17 protein-coding genes are annotated in these 18,376 nt (G+C 71.3%); 12 read left to right on the top strand and 5 right to left on the bottom strand.

Going from position 1 to position 18,376, the window contains the following annotated elements; translation table 11 throughout:
- Positions 1-225 precede the first annotated feature (225 nt).
- From OG912_RS09255 to OG912_RS09245, 3 genes are read left to right on the top strand one after another with little or no spacing between them, the layout of a single operon-like run.
- On the top strand, positions 226-1,209 hold the full coding sequence (locus OG912_RS09255; protein ID WP_327708939.1) for an ABC transporter permease: 984 nt from the start codon (positions 226-228) through the stop codon (positions 1,207-1,209).
- Between the two features lie 35 nt (positions 1,210-1,244).
- The gene (locus OG912_RS09250; protein WP_327708938.1) at positions 1,245-2,216 is read left to right on the top strand and encodes an ABC transporter permease; all 972 of its coding nucleotides are present in this window, start codon (positions 1,245-1,247) and stop codon (positions 2,214-2,216) included.
- On the top strand, positions 2,213-4,267 hold the full coding sequence (locus tag OG912_RS09245) for an ABC transporter ATP-binding protein (RefSeq protein ID WP_327708937.1): 2,055 nt from the start codon (positions 2,213-2,215) through the stop codon (positions 4,265-4,267). The genes OG912_RS09250 and OG912_RS09245 overlap by 4 nt, the downstream gene beginning before the upstream one ends.
- A 25-nt stretch (positions 4,268-4,292) precedes the next feature.
- On the opposite strand, the gene OG912_RS09240 is transcribed toward OG912_RS09245, so the two are convergent.
- From OG912_RS09240 to OG912_RS09225, 4 genes are all read right to left on the bottom strand, one after another.
- Complete coding sequence (locus OG912_RS09240; RefSeq protein WP_030915586.1) at positions 4,293-4,616, bottom strand: DMT family transporter; 324 nt, start codon at positions 4,614-4,616, stop codon at positions 4,293-4,295.
- A gap of 159 nt (positions 4,617-4,775) precedes the next feature.
- On the bottom strand, positions 4,776-5,792 hold the full coding sequence (rsgA, locus tag OG912_RS09235) for a ribosome small subunit-dependent GTPase A (RefSeq protein WP_327708936.1): 1,017 nt from the start codon (positions 5,790-5,792) through the stop codon (positions 4,776-4,778).
- Positions 5,793-5,795: 3 nt separating this feature from the next.
- Positions 5,796-7,136: a 3-phosphoshikimate 1-carboxyvinyltransferase gene (aroA, locus tag OG912_RS09230; RefSeq protein WP_327708935.1), complete on the bottom strand. Its 1,341-nt coding sequence runs from the start codon at positions 7,134-7,136 to the stop codon at positions 5,796-5,798.
- An 89-nt stretch (positions 7,137-7,225) separates the two neighbouring features.
- Positions 7,226-7,939 (bottom strand): M50 family metallopeptidase, encoded by a 714-nt coding sequence (locus OG912_RS09225; RefSeq protein ID WP_326738641.1) that lies wholly within the window; start codon positions 7,937-7,939, stop codon positions 7,226-7,228.
- Between the two features lie 65 nt (positions 7,940-8,004).
- On the opposite strand from OG912_RS09225, the gene OG912_RS09220 reads away from it, so the two are divergent.
- From OG912_RS09220 to OG912_RS09180, 9 genes are all read left to right on the top strand, one after another.
- Positions 8,005-8,820 (top strand): SOS response-associated peptidase, encoded by an 816-nt coding sequence (locus tag OG912_RS09220; RefSeq protein ID WP_327708934.1) that lies wholly within the window; start codon positions 8,005-8,007, stop codon positions 8,818-8,820.
- Positions 8,821-8,870: 50 nt separating this feature from the next.
- Entirely contained in the window at positions 8,871-9,521 is a 651-nt protein-coding gene (locus OG912_RS09215) for an alpha/beta hydrolase family protein (protein ID WP_327708933.1), read from the top strand.
- A 284-nt stretch (positions 9,522-9,805) separates the two neighbouring features.
- Positions 9,806-10,462 (top strand): sigma-70 family RNA polymerase sigma factor, encoded by a 657-nt coding sequence (locus tag OG912_RS09210; protein ID WP_018105559.1) that lies wholly within the window; start codon positions 9,806-9,808, stop codon positions 10,460-10,462.
- Positions 10,459-10,779: a mycothiol system anti-sigma-R factor gene (gene rsrA, locus OG912_RS09205; protein WP_326738644.1), complete on the top strand. Its 321-nt coding sequence runs from the start codon at positions 10,459-10,461 to the stop codon at positions 10,777-10,779. Before OG912_RS09210 ends, rsrA begins: the two co-directional genes overlap by 4 nt.
- Before the next feature lie 104 nt (positions 10,780-10,883).
- Positions 10,884-12,317: an HD-GYP domain-containing protein gene (locus tag OG912_RS09200; protein ID WP_327708932.1), complete on the top strand. Its 1,434-nt coding sequence runs from the start codon at positions 10,884-10,886 to the stop codon at positions 12,315-12,317.
- Positions 12,314-13,606, top strand: a complete 1,293-nt coding sequence (locus OG912_RS09195) for an HD-GYP domain-containing protein (protein ID WP_327708931.1) — start codon at positions 12,314-12,316, stop codon at positions 13,604-13,606. Before OG912_RS09200 ends, OG912_RS09195 begins: the two co-directional genes overlap by 4 nt.
- Positions 13,607-13,696: 90 nt before the next feature.
- Entirely contained in the window at positions 13,697-14,689 is a 993-nt protein-coding gene (locus tag OG912_RS09190) for a tetratricopeptide repeat protein (RefSeq protein WP_326738647.1), read from the top strand.
- Between the two features lie 117 nt (positions 14,690-14,806).
- Positions 14,807-15,445 (top strand): peptide deformylase, encoded by a 639-nt coding sequence (def, locus tag OG912_RS09185; protein WP_326738648.1) that lies wholly within the window; start codon positions 14,807-14,809, stop codon positions 15,443-15,445.
- A gap of 167 nt (positions 15,446-15,612) precedes the next feature.
- A complete protein-coding gene (locus OG912_RS09180; protein WP_327708930.1) occupies positions 15,613-16,344 on the top strand; it encodes a D-Ala-D-Ala carboxypeptidase family metallohydrolase in 732 nt (243 codons plus the stop codon).
- A 51-nt stretch (positions 16,345-16,395) separates the two neighbouring features.
- Here the strand turns inward: OG912_RS09180 and OG912_RS09175 are convergent, their stop codons facing one another.
- Positions 16,396-18,300, bottom strand: a complete 1,905-nt coding sequence (locus tag OG912_RS09175) for a family 20 glycosylhydrolase (protein ID WP_327708929.1) — start codon at positions 18,298-18,300, stop codon at positions 16,396-16,398.
- Positions 18,301-18,376 lie beyond the last annotated feature (76 nt).

Raw genomic sequence — 18,376 nt, 5'->3', positions numbered from 1 at the left:
CTCCGGTCGGTCGCGGCCCGATCGGGGCCGCGGGCTCCGCAGACCGTAAGTCGATCTACGGGCCTGGTGGGAGGGCAGCCGGGATGCTTTTATGGATTCTTTGCATGTCCGCAACAATCAACCGTCAAGCTGATCCCGCACGCCGACGACCTGCACCGATGGAGCCTGCCGCGGTGGCGATCCCATCGCTCGACTCCTGAACGACCCAGCGGAGGACCAACACCCGTGGCCGCCTTCCTGGCCAAGCGACTCGCCTACTACGTAGTCCTGTTGCTGGCCGCAGTCTGTCTCTCGTACCTGCTGGCCTCCCTGGCGCTCGATCCGCGCGCGTACTACGAAGGGCGTCAGCCGCCCCTGTCGCCCGTGTCGGTCGACCACCACCTCACCGCGCTCGGGGTCAACGACCACGAGCCGCTGCTCTCCCGCTTCACGAGCTGGGCGGGGCAGGTGGCACACGGGGACCTCGGGCAGACCATCGACGGCACCCCGGTGGGGGAGGAGTTCGGCCGTCGGATCGGGGTCAGCCTGCGGCTGCTGCTGCTCGGCACCGTCCTCGGGACCGTGCTCGGCGTGCTGGCCGGTGCCTGGACGGCCATCCGCCAGTACCGGCTCTCCGACCGGCTGACCACCGTCGCCTCGTTCGTCCTCCTGTCGACGCCCGTGTTCCTGCTGGCCGTTCTGCTGAAGATCGGCGCCATCTGGTTCAACCAGCGCACCGGCAGCGACATCATCAAGTTCACCGGCGAGAAGAGCCCCGGAGTGGACTCCGGATTCTGGACCGTGCTCAAGGACCGGTCGGTGCACCTGCTGCTGCCGACCGTCTCCATCGCGCTCGGCACCATCGCGAGCTACAGCCGCTACCAGCGCTCCACCATGCTCGACGTTCTCGGCTCCGACTATCTGCGGACCGCCCAGGCCAAGGGACTCACCCGCAACGCCGCCCTGTTCAAACACGGGCTGCGCACCGCGCTCATCCCCATGTCCACGTACTTCAGCTACGGATTCCTCGCCCTGTTCACCGGCGCGACCTTCACCGAAACGATCTTCGGCTGGCACGGGATGGGCGAGTGGTTCGTCTCCTCCGTCGGCAAGAACGACGTCAACTCCGTCGTCGCCGTCAACGTGTTCGCCGCCGTGATGGTCCTGCTGTCCGGCTTCCTCGCGGATGTCCTGCATGCCGCGCTCGACCCGCGCATCCGGAACGCCTGAACCACCCGCGCACCGTCCCGAGGAGTACGACCGACATGACCGCTGTCATCGAGACCGCCGCCGACGCCGCCGCCGGGGGAGCCCGGCCGCCCCGCCCGGCCGGCCGGGCCGGCGTGGTGCTGCGCCGCTTCGTGCGCAACCGCGGGGCGCTCGCCGGAGGGGCGGTCCTGCTGCTGCTCTTCCTGCTCGCCTTCGCCGGACCGCTGATCAGTCACTGGGACTACAGCCACATCGACTACACCGCTCTGCGCGAAGGACCGGACAGCAGACACTGGTGGGGGACCAACCGGATCGGTCAGGACGTCTTCGCCCAGACCGTCCGCGGACTGCAGAAGTCACTGCTGATCGGCCTGCTGGTGGCACTGTTCTCGACCGTGCTGGCCTCCCTGGTCGGTGCCTGCGCGGGTTACTTCGGCGGCTGGACGGACCGGCTGCTGATGTTCGGCGTCGATCTGCTGCTGGTCTTCCCGGCCTTCCTGATCATCGCGATCATCTCGCCCCGGCTGCGTGGTGGCGGCTGGATCGCCTTCGTCGGACTGCTCGCAGTCTTCGGCTGGATGATCACCGCACGGGTGGTGCGCTCCATGACGCTCTCGCTCAAGGAGCGCGAATTCGTGCAGGCCGCCCGGTACATGGGGGTCGGCCCGTTCCACATCATCCGGCGCCACATCCTGCCGAACGTCGCCTCCTTCCTCATCATCGACGCGACCATCGCGGTGGGCGGAGCCGTGATGAGTGAGACCGCGCTCTCCTACTTCGGCTTCGGGGTGCAGGCGCCCGATGTGTCGCTCGGCACGCTGATCGCCTCCACGACCGGCGGCGCGGTGACCTACCCCTGGATGTTCTTCTTCCCGGCCGGGCTGCTCATCGTCTTCGTCCTCGCCGTGAACCTGGCCGGTGACGGACTGCGCGACGCGCTCGACCCGACGAGCGGACACGGCCGCACCACCACCCGTGCCGCGAAGAACACGAAGAACACGAAGAAGACAGAGGAGAAGGGCCGATGAGCACGACCGGGGTACTGGAGGTGGCGGACCTCCACGTCGACTTCGACGGTGTGGCGGCCGTGCGCGGCGTCGGCTTCACCCTGCGCCGCGGCGAAGTGCTCGGCCTGGTGGGGGAGTCGGGGTCGGGGAAGTCGGCCACCGCGCTCGCGGTGATGGGGCTGCTGCCGGCCGGTGCCCGGGTACGGGGATCCGTCCGGCTCGCGGGCAGCGGTGAGGGCGGCGGGACGACCGAGCTCGTCGGCGCCGACGACCGCGTGCTGTCGTCCGTACGCGGCAGCCGCATCGGCATGGTCTTCCAGGACCCGCTCTCCGCCTTCACCCCGGTCTACCGGATCGGCGACCAGATCGCCGAGGCCGTCCGCACCCACCGCGACGTCTCCCGCGAGCGCGCCCGGGCCGATGCCGTGGACCTGCTGGACCTCGTCGGCATACCCGAGCCCCGGACCAGGGCGCAGGCATTCCCCCACGAGTTCTCCGGCGGCATGCGGCAGCGCGCCATGATCGCCATGGCCATCGCCAACGACCCGGACGTGATCGTCGCCGACGAGCCGACGACCGCCCTCGACGTCACCGTCCAGGCCCAGGTCCTGGACGTCCTGCGTACCGCCCAGCGCGAGACCGGTGCCGCGCTCCTGCTGGTCAGCCACGACCTCGGGGTGATCGCCGGGGTGGCAGACCGGGTCGCGGTGATGTACGCCGGCCGCATCGTGGAGACCGCACCGGCGTCCGGACTCTTCCGGCGCCCCCGCATGCCGTACACCCTCGGGCTGATCGGTGCCGTGCCGCGGATCGACGGCCCGTCCGACGTGCTCGTTCCGATCCCGGGCTCCCCGCCCGCGGCGGGCCGGCTGCCGCAGGGCTGCGCCTTCGCGCCGCGCTGCCCGCTGGCCGAGGACCGCTGCACGACGGCGGAACCGCCGCTGACCGGGGGCGGAGAAGGCGACGGGCACCTTGCCGCCTGCGTACGCGCCGACGAGATCGCCGGCCGCGCTCTCTCCCCGGCCGAGGTCTTCCCCGTCCCCGCGATCCCGGCCCGCGGCCAGGCGCCCGGCGACCCGGTCCTGCGCGTCACCGGGCTCACCAAGACCTTCCCCGTCCTCAAGGGCACCGCGTTCAAACGGCGGGTCGGCAGCATCCACGCCGTCGACGGCGTCGACCTCGACATCCGGGCCGGTGAGACGCTCGCCCTCGTCGGCGAATCCGGGTCGGGGAAGTCCACCACCCTGTTCGAGCTGCTGAACCTCGCCCGGCCCGAGGGCGGCGAGATCGAGCTGTTCGGCCGCTCGCTCGACGGACTCTCCAAGCGCGACCGCAAGGCACTGCGCGGCCGCGTCCAGATCGTCTTCCAGGACCCCATGGCCAGTCTCGACCCGCGGATGCCGGTCGGGGACATCGTCGCCGAACCGCTGCGCGCCCAGGGCGCCGACCGGGCCACCGTGGCCCGGCGGATCCCCGAACTGCTCACGCAGGTGGGCCTCGAACCGGAGCATGCGGAACGGTTCCCGCACGCGTTCTCCGGTGGCCAGCGCCAGCGGATCGGGATCGCCCGCGCGCTCTCCGTCGAACCCGAGCTGCTGGTGCTGGACGAGCCGGTGTCCGCGCTCGACGTGTCCGTGCAGGCCGGGGTGCTCAACCTGCTCCAGCGGCTCAAGGCCGAGCTGGGGCTCGCGTACCTCTTCGTCTCGCACGATCTGTCGGTGGTGCGGCACATCGCGGACCGGGTGAGCGTCGTCTACCTGGGCCGCACGGTCGAGTCGGGCACCGCCGACGAGGTCTTCGAGCAGCCCGGGCACCCGTACACCAGGGCCCTGCTGTCGGCCGTGCCGCTGCCCGACCCGGAGCGCGAGCGCCGGCGCACCAGGATCCTGCTGGCGGGCGACCCGCCCAGCCCGACCCTGCGCCACGAAGGCTGCCGCTTCCGCTCGCGCTGCCCCGTCTACGCGGAGCTGGCCGGGCCGGAGCGCGGGCGGTGCGAGAGCGAGGTGCCGGCCATGGACCGCACGGCCCACACGGCCGCGTGCCACTTCCCCCGGCGGGCCGTGACGGTATGAGCCCGGGGAGCCGGCGGGCCGGGAGTCAGTGCGAGGAGCCGGAGAGCTGGAGCCCGATCACGCCGAGGATCACCAGCGAGATCGAGACCAGCTTGAGCGTGGAGACCACGTCGTCCAGGAAGACCATGCCGTAGATCGCGGTGCCCGCCGCGCCGATGCCGGTCCACACCGCGTAGGCGGGTCCGACGTCGAGCTTCTTCAGCGACAGGGTCAGCAGACCGAAGCTGCCGAGGGCGAAGATGCAGAAGGCGATGGTCGGCCAGAGGCGGGTGAAGCCGTGCGAGAGCTTGAGGCAGACCGCGAAGCCGGTCTCCAGAAGTCCCGCGACCACGACCAGCAGCCACGCCATCGTCAGTGCCCCTCCCGCGTAGTGACCGCCTTGTACCGCTGGGTGTGATTATGCACTTACCAGTGGCGGGTGATCGCAAACGTGGCGGGGCCTGTCGCCTTCGCGTCGCTCCCGTTTCCGCATCGGTCCCGGGGCAGTCGCCCGCGCATCGCTCCGGGGTCAGTCGCCTTCGCGCCGCTCCCGTGTGGACAGCAGCCGGCGCAGCGAATCCAGCCGTGCCGGATCGGCGTGCCCCGCCGCCACCCAGGCATCCAGCGCACATTCCGGTTGCTGGCTGTCGTGGGTGCAGCCGCGCGGGCACTCCTCGGTACCGGGCTGGAGGTCGGGGAAGGCGTTGATGACCCGGGACGGGTCGATGTGGTGCAGCCCGAAGGAGCGGACGCCGGGGGTGTCGACCACCCAGCCCCGGTAGTCCGGCAGCGGGAGCGCCAGCGCCGACGTGGTGGTGTGGCGGCCTCGTCCGGTGACCGCGTTGACGATCCCGGTCGTACGCCGCCTGTCCTTCGGCACGAGCGCGTTGACCAGCGTGGTCTTTCCGACACCGGAGTGCCCCACGAAGGCCGTCACCCGGTCGTGCAGCTGCTCGCGGACCCGCTCCGCCGCGTCGCCGTTCTCCAGCTCCTCGCGGCTGGTGACGATGAACGGCACACCCAGCGGGGTGTACGCCTCCAGGAGCTTGTCCGGGGAGGCCAGATCGGACTTGGTCAGCACCAGGAGGGGAGAGAGCCCACCGTCGTACGCCGCGACCAGGCAGCGGTCGATCATGCGAGGGCGGGGTTCCGGATCGGCCAGCGCGGTGACGATCGCCAGCTGGTCGGCGTTGGCCACCACCACCCGCTCGAACGGGTCGTCGTCGTCCGCCGTCCGGCGCAGCACCGTCCGGCGCTCACCGATCCGGACGATCCGGGCGAGGGTGTCCTTCTCGCCGGACAGATCGCCGACGATGGAGACGGTGTCGCCCACCACCGCGGCCTTGCGGCCCAGCTCACGGGCCTTCATCGCGACGACCGTGCGGCCCTCGACGAGGCAGGTGAGGCGGCCGCGGTCCACGGTGAGGACCATGCCCTCCTCGGCGTCCTCGTGCTTGGGACGGATATGCGTACGAGGCCGGTTGCCCTTGCGGTTGGGGCGGACCCGGATGTCGTCCTCGTCGGGGTTCTTGCCGTAGCGGCGCATGTCTCAGGCCCCGAGCATTCCGGTCCACATCTGCGGGAAGTCGGGCAGGGTCTTGGCGGTCGTCGCCACGTTCTCGATCTCCACTCCGGGGACGGCAAGGCCGATGATCGACCCCGCGGTGGCCATCCGGTGGTCGTCGTACGTATGGAAGGTACCGCCGTGCAGCGGCCGCGGCCGGATGTGGAGTCCGTCCGCGGTCTCGGTGACGTCTCCGCCGAGCTCGTTGATCTCCTTGGTGAGCGCGGCCAGCCGGTCCGTCTCGTGCAGCCGCAGATGGGCGACGCCGCTCAGCGTGGAGGGGGAGTCGGCCAGGGCCGCGACGGCCGCGATGCCCGGGGTCAGCTCGCCGACCTCGCCGAGGTCGACGTCGATGCCGTGGATCCGGCCCGATCCGGTGAACGTGAGCCCGTGCTCGGTCAGCTCGCAGCTGCCGCCCATCGCGGTGAAGATCTCGCGCAGCGCGTCACCGGGCTGCGTGGTGCGCAGCGGCCAGTCCGGAATGGTGACCCGGCCGCCGGTGACCAGCGCCGCGGCCAGGAACGGCTGGGCGTTGGAGAGGTCCGGCTCCACGGTCAGATCGCGGCCGAGCAGGGCCGAGGGGGAGACCCGCCAGACGTTCGGCTCGCCGCCCGTCTCCGGCTCGTCCACCTGGGCGCCGACGGCCCGCAGCATGTCGACGGTCATCCGGATGTGCGGCATCGAGGGGAGCCGCGCGCCGGTGTGACGAACCTCCACGCCCTGGTTGAAGCGCGGCGCCGACAGCAGCAGCGCCGAGACGAACTGGGAGGACGAGGAGGCGTCGATCGACACCGGGCCGCCGTCCAGCGCGCCGCCGCCGTGCACCGTCATCGGCAGGGAGCCGCGGCCGTCGTCGTCGATCCGGGCGCCGAGGACCCGCAGGGCGTCGATCACCCCGGTCAGCGGACGCTCGTAGGAACGGGGGTCGCCGTCGAAACGGACCGGTCCGGTGGCCAGGGTGGCCACCGGGGGCAGGAAGCGCATGACCGTACCGGCATTGCCCACGTCGATGGTGACCGGGCCGTGCAGCCCGGCAGGGATGACCCGCCAGGCCTCGCCCGAACCGTCCGGGCCGCCGGCGACGGACGAGCTGGAGGACACCGTCTCCTCGATGCCGACGCCCATCGCGCGCAGCGCCTCGGCCATCAGCAGGGTGTCGCGGGAGCGCAGCGGGCGGCGCAGCCAGCCGGGCTCCGAGGAGAGCGCGGCAAGTACCAGGGCACGGTTGGTGACCGACTTCGATCCGGGCACGGTGACGGTCGCGTCGACGGCTCCGCTCGCGTGAGGGGCGGGCCAGAGGGCGGGGTGCACGGCACTTTCGGTCATGAGCTCACTTTAGTGGCTCAGCGCAAACCTGGATTTTGATCAAAAACGATGAAATCAGGGCGTAACGCGGGAGTGGTAAGGGATGTGGCTCACAGACCCAGCAGCCAGCGCCCGCCGCCGATCAGCGAGCAGAGCGATACCGCGTGGAACAGGAACAGCCACAGAGCGGCCGGCACGTCCGTCAGCCGGGCCAGCTGGTCCGCGTCCGAGTCCGGTGCCCCGCCGTGCCGGCGCTTGGACTGGAGCTCGAACGCGGGACGCACGCCGCCCAGCAGCAGGAACCAGACCGCGCTGTAGGCGAACAGCGACTGCCAGGCGGGCGAGGCCAGCCAGGACATCAGCAGGAAGAGCGAACCGGTGAGGATCACCGTCAGCGCCCCGTACACATTGCGGATCATCACCAGCATCACCGCGAGCAGCGCCGTGGCCACCCACAGCAGCAGGGTGATCCGGCCGTTCACCAGCAGCCAGGCACCGCCCAGTCCCAGCAGCGAGGGCGCGGTGTAGCCCGCCGCCGCGGTCAGGACCATGCCGATCCCGGTCGGCTTGCCGCGGCTCACCGTCAGTCCGCTGGTGTCCGAGTGCAGCCGGATGCCCGAGAGCTGCCGCCCGGTGAGCAGGGCGACCAGCCCGTGACCACCCTCGTGGGCGATGGTGATCGCGTTGCGCGACAGCCGCCATATGAAGTTCGGTACGACGGCGATGAGCGCCGCCGTGGCGGTCACCACGACCAGCCACTGCTCCGGGGCGGGCTGGGTGCCGATGATGCGCTCCCACAGATTGCCGAGATCGGTGCTGTCCATGGCGTGGGCGGCTCCTTGCCGTATTGGCATCAGGTCGGGATGACGGTCGTGGCAGTCTGGCACCTATGTGCGGACGGTATGCAGCGAGTCGGCGGCCCGAGGATCTGACCGGACTCTTCCAGGTGGAGAAGTGGGAACCGGCCGAGACGCTGGAGCCCGACTACAACGTGGCGCCGACCAAGGAGGTCTACGCCGTACTGGAACGTCCTGTGAAGGACGCCGACGACCAGCGTCCGGTTCGCCAGCTGCGTGCCCTGAAATGGGGGCTCGTCCCCTCCTGGGCCAAATCCCCGGAGGGCGGCGCCCGGATGATCAACGCGCGCGCCGAGACGGTCCACGAGAAGCCGTCCTTCCGGCGCCCCTTCGTCTCCCGGCGCTGCATCCTGCCCGCCGACGGCTATTACGAGTGGGTGACCGGCACCGAGGAGCGGCAGCTGGAGGAGAAGGGGCGAAAGAAGCGCCCCCGCAAGCAGCCCTACTTCGTGACGCCCGCCGACGGATCGGTCTTCGCCATGGCCGGTCTGTACGAGTTCTGGCGCGACCGGACCCTGCCGGACGACCATCCCCGAGCCTGGTGGGTGACCTGCTCGGTGATCACGACGGAGGCGGAGACGAGCCCGCTCGCCGTCGCGCCCGCCGAGGGGCCGGCCGCGCTCGCCGACATCCACCCCCGGATGCCGCTGATGCTGACCCCGGACCGCTGGGACGACTGGCTGGACCCCTCCCGCACCGATGTCGAGGAGCTGCGCGGACTGCTCGTACCGCCGCCCGGCGGGCTGATGCGGGCCTATCCGGTGGCGACCGCCGTCAGCAACGTCCGCAACAACGGCCCCGAGCTGCTCGACGAACTGGCCGCACCCGAGGTGAGCACGCTCTTCTGAGGGACGCGCCGTACCCGGGACGGCTCGCCGCGGGTTGGTTGGATGGGGGCGTGAATGCCACCGAGAAGGACCCCCGCACCGAAACGGTCGACACCGACGCAGGCACGGCCCGGATCACCTGGGTGCCCGCGGCGCAGCCCCGCCTCCTGCTCGCGCTCGGACACGGCGCGGGCGGCGGCATCGAGGCCCGGGACCTGAAGGCCCTGGCCGCCGCGCTGCCCGCGCACGGGGTGAGCGTCGCTCTGGTGGAGCAGCCCTGGCGGGTCGCCGGGAAGAAGCTCGCGCCCGCCCCGAAGACCCTGGACACCGGCTGGCGCGGCCTGTGGCCGGCGCTGGCGGCCCCGGGCCTCCCGGTCGTCGCCGGCGGGCGCAGCGCCGGGGCCAGGGTGGCCTGCCGCACCGCGGCCGGTCTCGGCGCCCGCGCGGTCCTCGCGCTCAGCTTCCCGCTGCACCCTCCGGGCCGCCCGGAGAAGTCCCGGGCGGACGAACTCCTGGCCTCCGGCCTCCCCACGCTCGTCGTCCAGGGCGGCAACGACCCGTTCGGCAGACCCGCCGAATTCCCTGCGGGGGAATACCGGATGGCCGAGGTGCCGCACGGGGACCACGGCTTCGCCGTCCCCAAACGGTCCGGGCTGACCGAGCCCCGGGCGATGGAGATCCTCACCACGTCCGTGACCGGATGGCTGGCCGGAATCGGCTGAACCGGCACACGTTCCGGACCCGGGAATGTTGGGCGGGGGGCCACTGTTGTTCGGGACGTCGGTACACCAACGTCGTATGTGGAGAGGGAGTCCGTCGCATGGGTTCGACCATCTGCCCGCGTCGCTCGAACGCCGCTGACCTGGAGTGGACGGTGCTGCATGCGGCCAATACCACTCCCGAGCGGGCGCTGAGCGGATCGAATCGACAGCCCGCCTCGGACCAAGGTCGACTATTCTCCGATTCGAGCGGGTCCGGTTTCGGCTCCGCCACAGCGTTGGAGGAGGTGGGTCCGGTCACTGGGACCGACACAGGGACCGACGACGGCCGCCCGCAGGAGACGACCGCCGAGCGCAACGCGCGCTTCGAGCGCGACGCCCTCGGTTTCCTCGACCAGATGTACTCGGCCGCGCTGCGCATGACGCGCAACCCCGCGGACGCCGAGGACCTGGTCCAGGAGACGTATGCCAAGGCGTACGGCTCCTTCCACCAGTTCCGTGAGGGCACCAACCTCAAGGCGTGGATGTACCGCATCCTCACCAATACCTTCATCAACTCGTACCGCAAGAAGCAGCGGGAACCTCAGCGCAGTGCCGCCGAGGAGATCGAGGACTGGCAGCTGGCCCGTGCCGAGTCGCACATGTCGACAGGTCTGCGCTCCGCCGAGTCCCAGGCCCTCGATCACCTGCCCGACTCCGATGTGAAGTCCGCGCTGCAGGCGATCCCCGAAGAGTTCCGTATCGCGGTCTATCTTGCCGATGTAGAGGGCTTTGCCTACAAGGAGATCGCGGACATCATGGGGACTCCCATCGGTACGGTGATGTCCCGGCTGCACCGGGGCCGCCGTCAACTGCGCGGCATGCTGGAGGACTACGCCCGTGACCGCGGGCTCGTCCCGGCGGGCGCCGGTGAGTCGGACGATCGGAAAGGCTCGGGCTCATGAGCTGCGGAGAGCCGCACGAGACGGAGTGCGCTGAGGTCCTCGATCACCTCTACGAGTTCCTCGACCGGGAGATGCCCGACAGCGACTGCACCAAGTTCGAGGTGCACTTCGGCGAGTGTTCCCCCTGCCTGGAGAAGTACGGCCTGGAGCAGGCCGTGAAGAAGCTGGTCAAGCGCTGCTGCGGTCAGGACGACGTGCCGTCCGACCTGCGCTCGAAGGTGATGGGCCGGATCGACCTGATCCGGTCCGGGCAGGCGGTGCCGGAACAGGACGTAACGGTCTCCGACACCGGGCTGCCGGCCGCCGCCGGCGAATGACGCATCACCCGAACGTGCTAATCGCGGTCGTCGGCACTCAGCCGGGACGCCCAACTCGCTAGCCTGGCGCCTCCATTGGCGATGCTGGGGGGCGGGCGGAACGGGTGAGAGCCACAGGTGGGGCGGCGCGGGTGCACATTCTGGCCGTCGCACTCGGCGCCGCCCTGTGTGTGCTGCCCGCGCTGCGTCCCGGCGCGGGCACCCCGTGGACCACCCTCGGGATGCTCGCCGGGCTCTACCTCGTCTGTGAACTGCCCGGCCGCTGTCCCTTCTTCGGCAGCTCCGTGCCGATCAGTGCCGGATCGTTCTTCCCCCTGCTCCTTGCCGCGGCCTTCCTGCTGCCGCCCCCGGCCGCCGCGCTGGTCGCGATCCCGGGTTCGCTCGTCGGCCGGGTGGAGAAGCCGCCCGCCACCGCTCGCCGGATCTGGCGGGCCGGCCAGCTGCCCGTCACCGTCTGGGCGGCCTCGTCCGTGCACTCCCTGCTCGGCGGTCCCGCCGCACTCGGCGGACCCGGACCGGGCAGGCTTCCCGACCTCCCGTACGCCCTGCTGCCCGCCTGCGCCGCCGCGCTGGCCTTCAGCCTCGTGCTGGCCGTCCTGGACGGGTCCATCCTCGCCGCGGCCGAACAGCTGCCCCTGCGGCGCGCCTGGAGCGGGCTCCTGCCGCGCTCGCTGGGGCCCCACCTGGTGCACGGCCTCGCCGGGCTGATGATGGCGATCCTGTGGAACAGCTCGTACGGGCCGCTGGCCGCGCTCTTCGTCCTGCTGCCGATGTACATCTCCTGCTGGGTCTTCGCCCAGTACCACCGCGAGCACGCCGCGCACCGCGCCACGATCAGGGCCCTGGTGCAGGCCGTCGACATCAAGGACACCTACACCCGGGGGCACAGCGAGCGGGTGGGGCACGCGTCCGTGCTCATCGCCCAGGAGCTGGGCATGGCGCAGGAGCGCATCGAGGTGCTCCGGTTCGCCGGAATCCTGCACGACGTCGGAAAGCTCGGGGTGCCGACGCGGGTGCTGCGCAAGGACGGGCCGCTGACGCCGGAGGAACGCCGGGTGATCGAGCTGCACCCGGAGTACGGCCACGAGATCGTCCGCGGCATCGGCTTCCTCGGTGAGGCGCGGGCCGCGATCCTGCACCACCACGAACGGCTCGACGGCAGCGGGTACCCGTACGGGCTGACCGGCCGCGGAATCCCCGAGTTCGCCCGTGTCGTCGCCGTCGCCGACGCGTTCGACGCGATGACCTCGACCCGCTCCTACCGGCCGGGACGCCCGGTGCCGGTCGCCATGGAGGAGCTCAAGCGGTGCGCCGGCACCCAGTTCGACCCGCAGATGGTGCGGGCGCTGGCGCGGGGGCTGGAACGGAACGGGTGGTCGGGGGCGGCGACGGCCGTGACGGCGGACGAGGCGCGGGTCCCGCTGCCGCGGGGCGCGGCCGGGGACGGGGGAGAGGGCGGGGACGTCGGCGCCGGGGCCGTCCGGGGGCCGGTTCGTCCTCAATCGCCGGACGGGCTCGATTCGGGCCTGCCCCGGTGAGCCCGTGGTGGGTACGGCACTCGCCCGTCGTCCTGGCCGTGCGCGGCGCGGCCCTCGCGCTCGCCGTCGCCGGGCTCGGGCACACCCTCTGGCACGGCGTCCGCGAACCCGGCCACGCCCTCGCCTTCGGGCTGCTCATCACCATCGGTGAGCTGGCACGCTGGGGCGCCCAGCCGGGGGAGCGGGAGCCCGCGCCGCTCGGTGCGGCCGGGGCGCTCGCCTACGCCCTGCTCGGGCGCAGCGGCGGGGAGCCCACCAGTCACGGGGTGCTCCAGGTGATCGCCGTGCTCCTCACGGCGCAGCTCGTCGCCTCCGTGCCCCATATCGCGCGCGGCAGCGGTCCCGGCCCCGACCAGGTGGCCCGCCGGATCCTGTCCGTCGCGTTCGCGGCCGTCTGCTTCCAGCCGCTGTACAACTCCGGCCGGTCCGCGAGCTGGTTCGGCGACGGCCCGTACTACGCGGCCTTCCTGCTCGTGCTGCTCGGCCTCACCGCCCTGTGCGACGCCGTGCTGGGCGCCCTGCTGCTGCGGGCCCGTACGCTGCCCCGCAGCCTCCGTGCGGCGGGCCTCACCCCTGTCCCGTACGGTCCACTGCTCCGCGACGAGCTGAGGGCGCTGAGAGGCATCGGATCGGCCGTCTGCGCGACCGGCACCGTGATGGCGCTCGGTGTCGCCGTCGCCGGTCTGTGGGCGCTGCCCGTCCTGTGCGTACCGCTGCTCCTCACCCAGGTGTCCTTCCGCCGGTTCGCCGCCGTGCGCACCACCTACCGGCAGACCATCGCCTCGCTCGCCCGGTCCACCGAGATCGCCGGATACACCCCGCACGGCCATGCCCGCAGGGTGGCGGTGCTCTGCACGGCCGTCGGGCGCGAGATGGGCCTCTCCGGGCCCGAGCTCACGGTCCTGGAGTACGCGGCGCTCATGCACGACATCGGCCAGCTCTCGCTCGTCGATCCGGTCCCGGCCGGGGCGACCGCCACCCTGCCGGCCGCGGAACAGCGCCGGATCGCCCTGCTGGGCGGTGCGGTGGTCCGGCAGACCGGGGTGGACACCGAGGTCGCCGTCGTCGTGGAGCAGCAGGCGGACCCCTATCGCGAGCAGCCGTTGTCCGCCAGGATCGTCAGAGCGGTCAACGCATACGACGACCTGTGCGGGGAAGGTCTCAGCGGGCCGCTCGGCGCTCTGGAACAGCTCAGGCTCGGGACCGGCCGCGATTACCAGCCCCAGGTCGTGGAATCGCTCGCCAGGGTTCTGGCCAGGGGCGGTCTGACCCCCGTCCCACCTGGGTAACCCATGGGTAATGAGCGGGCGTCCGGCCGGGCATGGTTGGATGCGAAGAGAGTGGAAAACGAGGGTGTCCAGTCGGGACAGGCGGGAATCGTGAGGATCTTCGGGAAGGTACGGCATCGGCCCTCCGCCTCTTGGCGGCAGGCCACGGACCGCGCGTTCACGCTGATCGGCGACGGCCGGTACGAGGACGCGGGCGCACTGCTGACGCGTGCGGCGGATCTGGAGCCCTGGCTCTCCGAGTCGTGGTTCAACCTGGCGCTGCTGCACAAGTTCCGGCACGACTGGGAACAGGCGAGGGCCGCGGGCCTGCGGGCCGTCGCGCTGCTCGACAAGGAGTCCGGCGCCCCCGACTGGTGGAACGTCGGGATCGCCGCCACCGCGCTCCAGGACTGGCCGCTGGCCCGCCGGGCCTGGCAGGCGTACGGGCTGAAGGTGCCCGGCGGCGGGCAGCAGACACCGGCGTCCAACAGCGAGCCGGTCGGCATGGAGCTGGGCAGCGCGGCCGTGCGGCTGTCGCCGGAGGGCGAGGCCGAGGTCGTCTGGGGCCGCAGGCTGGATCCGGCACGGATCGAGGTGCTGTCGATCCCGCTGCCGTCGTCCGGGCGGCGCTGGGGCGAGGTCGTGCTGCACGACGGAGTCCCGCACGGCGAGCGGATCACCGCGGCCGGGCCCTCGTACCCCGTGTTCGACGAGATCGAGCTGTGGGCCCCGTCTCCCGTCCCGACCTGGGTGGTGCTGCTCGAAGCGGCCACCGAGGCGGACCGGGACGCGCTGGAGCAGCTGGCGTCCGACGCCGGTTTCGCCGCCGAGGACTGGTCGTCGTCCGTCCGGCTGCTGTGCCGGGCCTGTTCGGAGAGCCGGATGGAGAGCGACGAGGGCGACGGCGAGCACCTGGACCCGCACGACCACAGCGAGCCGGGCCACCCCGGCCCGCTGGGCCACCGCACCGCGGGCGAGCTGTGGGTGCCCGAGCGTGAATGCGGTCTGGCGGCCCCTGCCGGGCTGGTGCGCGGGCTGCTCGACGGCTGGGTGGCGGACAGCCCGGACAGTCGTGAGTGGCGCGATCTCGAAGAAGTCTGCTGACCGGTGCCCGGCCGGTGCCCGTAGGCTGTACGCGCACCGATTCCGGTGCTCGGGTGCCCGGGTTCTCGCGAGCCGCGGATCCCGGGTTTCAGGTTGTGAGGAAGGCGTACGGCGGACATGGCCCAGCAGGAGACGGACGAGCAGATCAGCGTCGACGAGGAAGGGTTTCTGGTCGACACCGAGGACTGTGAGGCGCGCGAGGCGGCATACCGCGAGCGCGGCACCTCCCGCCCGATCACGGTCGTGGGCAACCCGGTCCTGCACAAGGAGTGCAAGGACGTCACCGCGTTCGACGACGAGCTGGCCCAGCTGATCGACGACATGTTCGCCAGCCAGCGCACGGCCGAGGGTGTGGGCCTGGCCGCCAACCAGATCGGGGTCGACCTCAAGGTCTTCGTCTACGACTGCCCGGACGACGACGGGGTCCGGCACACGGGCGCCATCTGCAACCCGGTGCTCGACGAGCTCGCGCCCGAGGAGCGCGTCCTGGACGACTCCAACGAGGGCTGCCTCTCCGTCCCGACGGCGTACGCCTCGCTGGCCCGCCCGGACTACGCGGTGGTGCGCGGCCAGGACGCCAAGGGCAACCCGGTCAAGGTGCGGGGCAACGGCTACTTCGCCCGCTGCCTCCAGCACGAGACGGACCACCTGTACGGCTACCTGTACATCGACCGGCTCTCCAAGCGCGACCGTAAGGACGCGCTGCGGCAGATGGCGGAGAACACCCCGCGCTACGAGGTCGTCCCGAACGACTGATCCGGCTGGGCGCGCAGCTGTGCGGGGCCCTGTTCCGGTACGCCGGGACAGGGCCTCCGGCATGTCTCGGAGAAGTCAACTGCCTTTCTTCCATGCATAGTTGACGCGCGTCGACTCGTCCGACAGGCTGTCGCTCCACACCTTCACCGTGGTAGGGAGCCCCCCCCATGCTCAGACGTTCCGCACGACTCCTGCTCGGCCTTGTCATGACCATGGCTTTCGCCTTGGGCGGGGCCGTCGTGACCGCCGGCACCGCGCAGGCCGACGACTGCTACACCTGGACCCGTACCCTCTCCTCGGGCGCCACCGGCAACGATGTCGTCCAGCTCCAGATCCGGGTGGCCGGATACCCCGGATACAACTCCGTACTCGCCATCGACGGCTCCTACGGGCCCGCCACCACCGCCGCCGTCAAGCGCTTCCAGGCCGCCTACGGACTGGCTGCCGACGGCATCGCCGGCCCGGCCACCCAGTCCAAGCTCTACGCCCTCCAGGACAGCGACTGCACGCCCGCCCACTTCACGTACGCCGAGCTCAACCACTGCAACAGCACCTGGGCGGGTGGTGCCGTCGCGGCGGGCACCGCGAAGGCCAACGCCCTGAGCACCATGTGGAAGCTGGAGGCGCTGCGCCACGCGCTCGGTGACCGCCCCATCACCGTCAACAGCGGCTTCCGTTCCTACTCCTGCAACAGTGCTGCCGGTGGTGCGTCCAACAGCCGCCATCTGTACGGTGACGCGGCCGACCTGGGCGGGATCGCCTTCTGCACCCTGGCCCAGCAGGCCCGTAACCACGGGTTCAACGGGATCCTCGGCCCGGGCTACCCGGACCACAACGACCACGTCCACGTGAACCAGGGCCCGAGCCACTACTGGTCGGCGCCCAACTGCGGCATCTGACACGTCTGTGGGGCCCGCCGTCGTCGGCGGGCCCCACAGCTGCTCCCGAGGTCAGGCGGACTTCGCCGCCAGACGCGTTCCGCCCGTCGTCTGCACCGCGGCGCCGTCCGATGACCGCTCCGTCAGCCGCAGCTGGGAGACGGCGTTACGCAGGACCGTGGCGCCCGCTCCGGTGTCCAGCTGCCAGCGCTGCGTGCGCGCACCCGCCGCGCAGGTCCCGAGCGACAGCTCGGCCCCCACCTCCAGCGGGGCGCCCAGGTACTTCTTCCCGCGTGCCGCGTCCAGGCACAGACCGTTCTCCGTGGACCTCACGGTGTAGTACCCGTCGGAGGTCGCCGTCAGCGTCCACGCCGCCTTCGAGCCCCGGGCCAGCGCGACCCCGGCGTCCGCGCCGGGTGCCAGCGCCTTCGCGCCCGCCGTCAGCCGGTACGTACCGTCCGCCAGCGGGGTGCGGTCGGTGTTCTCCCAGCCGGGGGCGTGCCCGATCCGCCGGGCGAGCGCCTCGAAACCGGCGTACGTCCCACTGGGCTTCGGACCGCCCCAGGTGGCCTGCGCGATGAAGCGCAGCGGCATGAAGACCTTCGCCTCGACCTCGTTCTCGGTCTCGGCCGCCGCGCTGTCCGGCCACAGGCTGATCTTCGCGCCGGTCAGGTTCGCCGCCGTGGCGGGCAGTGTCTGGCCCTCGAAGCGCAGGGGCGTCCAGTCGCTCTCGTACAGCTTCTGGGTCTGCATGGTGTATCCGCCGCGCACCAGGTAGAGCGCGTACGCCGAGTTCATCACCGGCCGGCCCTCGGCCAGCAGCGCGGACGGCTGCTGGATGGCGCCGCCGCCCAGCCAGTGCTCGACGGTGATGTCACGGTCGAGCGGGACGGTGCCGTTGCGGCCGACGAGTCCGTCGTTCCAGATCCGCAGTGACCGGCCGCCGGCCTTCACATGGGCGTTGACCTGGTTGATGAAGTCGACGAAGAGGTCGTCGGGGGTGGCCGAGGCGCCGAACTTCGCGGTCGCGGCCGTCTGCAGCTGCGGATAGTTCGGGTACGACGAGCCGATCATGTACTCGTCGGCGCCCATGTGCCAGGTGCGGGTGTCCCACACCTCCAGGGCCTCGTCCACCATCGAGGTGTAGTACGCCAGCGCCTCGGGCCGCGAGATGTCCAGCCGGGGCGGGGAGGCGACGCCGTCCTTGTCCTTGAGCTGGAGCTCCGGGTGGTTCTCCAGGTACGTGTCCATGTGGCCGGGGGAGTTGATCTCCGGCACCAGGTCGATGTGGTACTTCTTCGCCATCGCGACCAGGGCGCGCACCTGCGGCTTCGTGTAATAGCCCCAGAACGCCGACTCCGGGTCGGTGTCACTCCTGACCTTCGCCTCGATCCAGAGCTGGTTGAGCTTCTGGGAGGCCATGTCCTTCATCAGCCGCTCGAACCAGGGGAGCGAGACGTTGATGTAGCAGGCGCACACCCCGACCCCGCGCTCGCGGTACGCGGGCACGTCCGTCGCCGAACCGCGCGCGGCCCGGCCGTCGTCGTTCAGCAGCTGGAGCACTGTGCGCGAACCGTAGAACACGCCCGTCGACGTCGCGGCGGTGACGGTGACCCGGTCGCCGACATCGAGGCGGTAGCCCTCCGCTCCCAGCGTGCCCTTCAGGGACGGGTCCTGGCGCAGCACGATGTCGCCGGAGCGGGCCTCTCCCCGTGACACCGGGGCCTTCCCCGCCAGTTCGCCCGCGAACCGCGCCGCATCGGCCGATGTGCGCTGCTCCCGCACCCCGTCCAGCACGATCCTGGCCCGGTCGGTGAGCGTGAACTCCCCCTCGCCGGGCTGCCACTGGCGCAGCGACGGCAGCACCTCGGGAGGCGGGGCGGCGGTGGATCCGTCCTGCGCCACGGCGCTCTGCAGGGGGAGCAGGGTGGCGGCGAGCGCGGCCACCACGGCCCCGATGGTCCTTCGTTTAGCCATCCGGATGTCCATGCGCCCGACCCTGGCGCGCCGACGGCGGCCCGGTCCATGGACAGTTGAAGGAATCGGTTGGACG

The organism is Streptomyces sp. NBC_00464 (genome assembly GCF_036013915.1).
Lineage (GTDB): Bacteria > Actinomycetota > Actinomycetes > Streptomycetales > Streptomycetaceae > Streptomyces.
The sequence above is the reverse complement of the archived record's forward strand: the minus strand, read 5'-3'. Positions and strand labels throughout refer to the sequence as shown.

Bases quoted from the DNA above. Each gene is read 5' to 3' on its own strand.
- OG912_RS09250 (WP_327708938.1), top strand. From the start codon at position 1,245: ATGACCGCTGTCATCGAGACCGCCGCCGACGCCGCCGCCGGGGGAGCC.
- OG912_RS09245 (WP_327708937.1), top strand. From the start codon at position 2,213: ATGAGCACGACCGGGGTACTGGAGGTGGCGGACCTCCACGTCGACTTC.
- OG912_RS09240 (WP_030915586.1), bottom strand. From the start codon at position 4,616: ATGGCGTGGCTGCTGGTCGTGGTCGCGGGACTTCTGGAGACCGGCTTC.
- rsgA (WP_327708936.1), bottom strand. From the start codon at position 5,792: ATGCGCCGCTACGGCAAGAACCCCGACGAGGACGACATCCGGGTCCGC.
- aroA (WP_327708935.1), bottom strand. From the start codon at position 7,136: ATGACCGAAAGTGCCGTGCACCCCGCCCTCTGGCCCGCCCCTCACGCG.
- OG912_RS09225 (WP_326738641.1), bottom strand. From the start codon at position 7,939: ATGGACAGCACCGATCTCGGCAATCTGTGGGAGCGCATCATCGGCACC.
- OG912_RS09220 (WP_327708934.1), top strand. From the start codon at position 8,005: ATGTGCGGACGGTATGCAGCGAGTCGGCGGCCCGAGGATCTGACCGGA.
- rsrA (WP_326738644.1), top strand. From the start codon at position 10,459: ATGAGCTGCGGAGAGCCGCACGAGACGGAGTGCGCTGAGGTCCTCGAT.
- def (WP_326738648.1), top strand. From the start codon at position 14,807: ATGGCCCAGCAGGAGACGGACGAGCAGATCAGCGTCGACGAGGAAGGG.
- OG912_RS09180 (WP_327708930.1), top strand. From the start codon at position 15,613: ATGCTCAGACGTTCCGCACGACTCCTGCTCGGCCTTGTCATGACCATG.
- OG912_RS09175 (WP_327708929.1), bottom strand. From the start codon at position 18,300: ATGGCTAAACGAAGGACCATCGGGGCCGTGGTGGCCGCGCTCGCCGCC.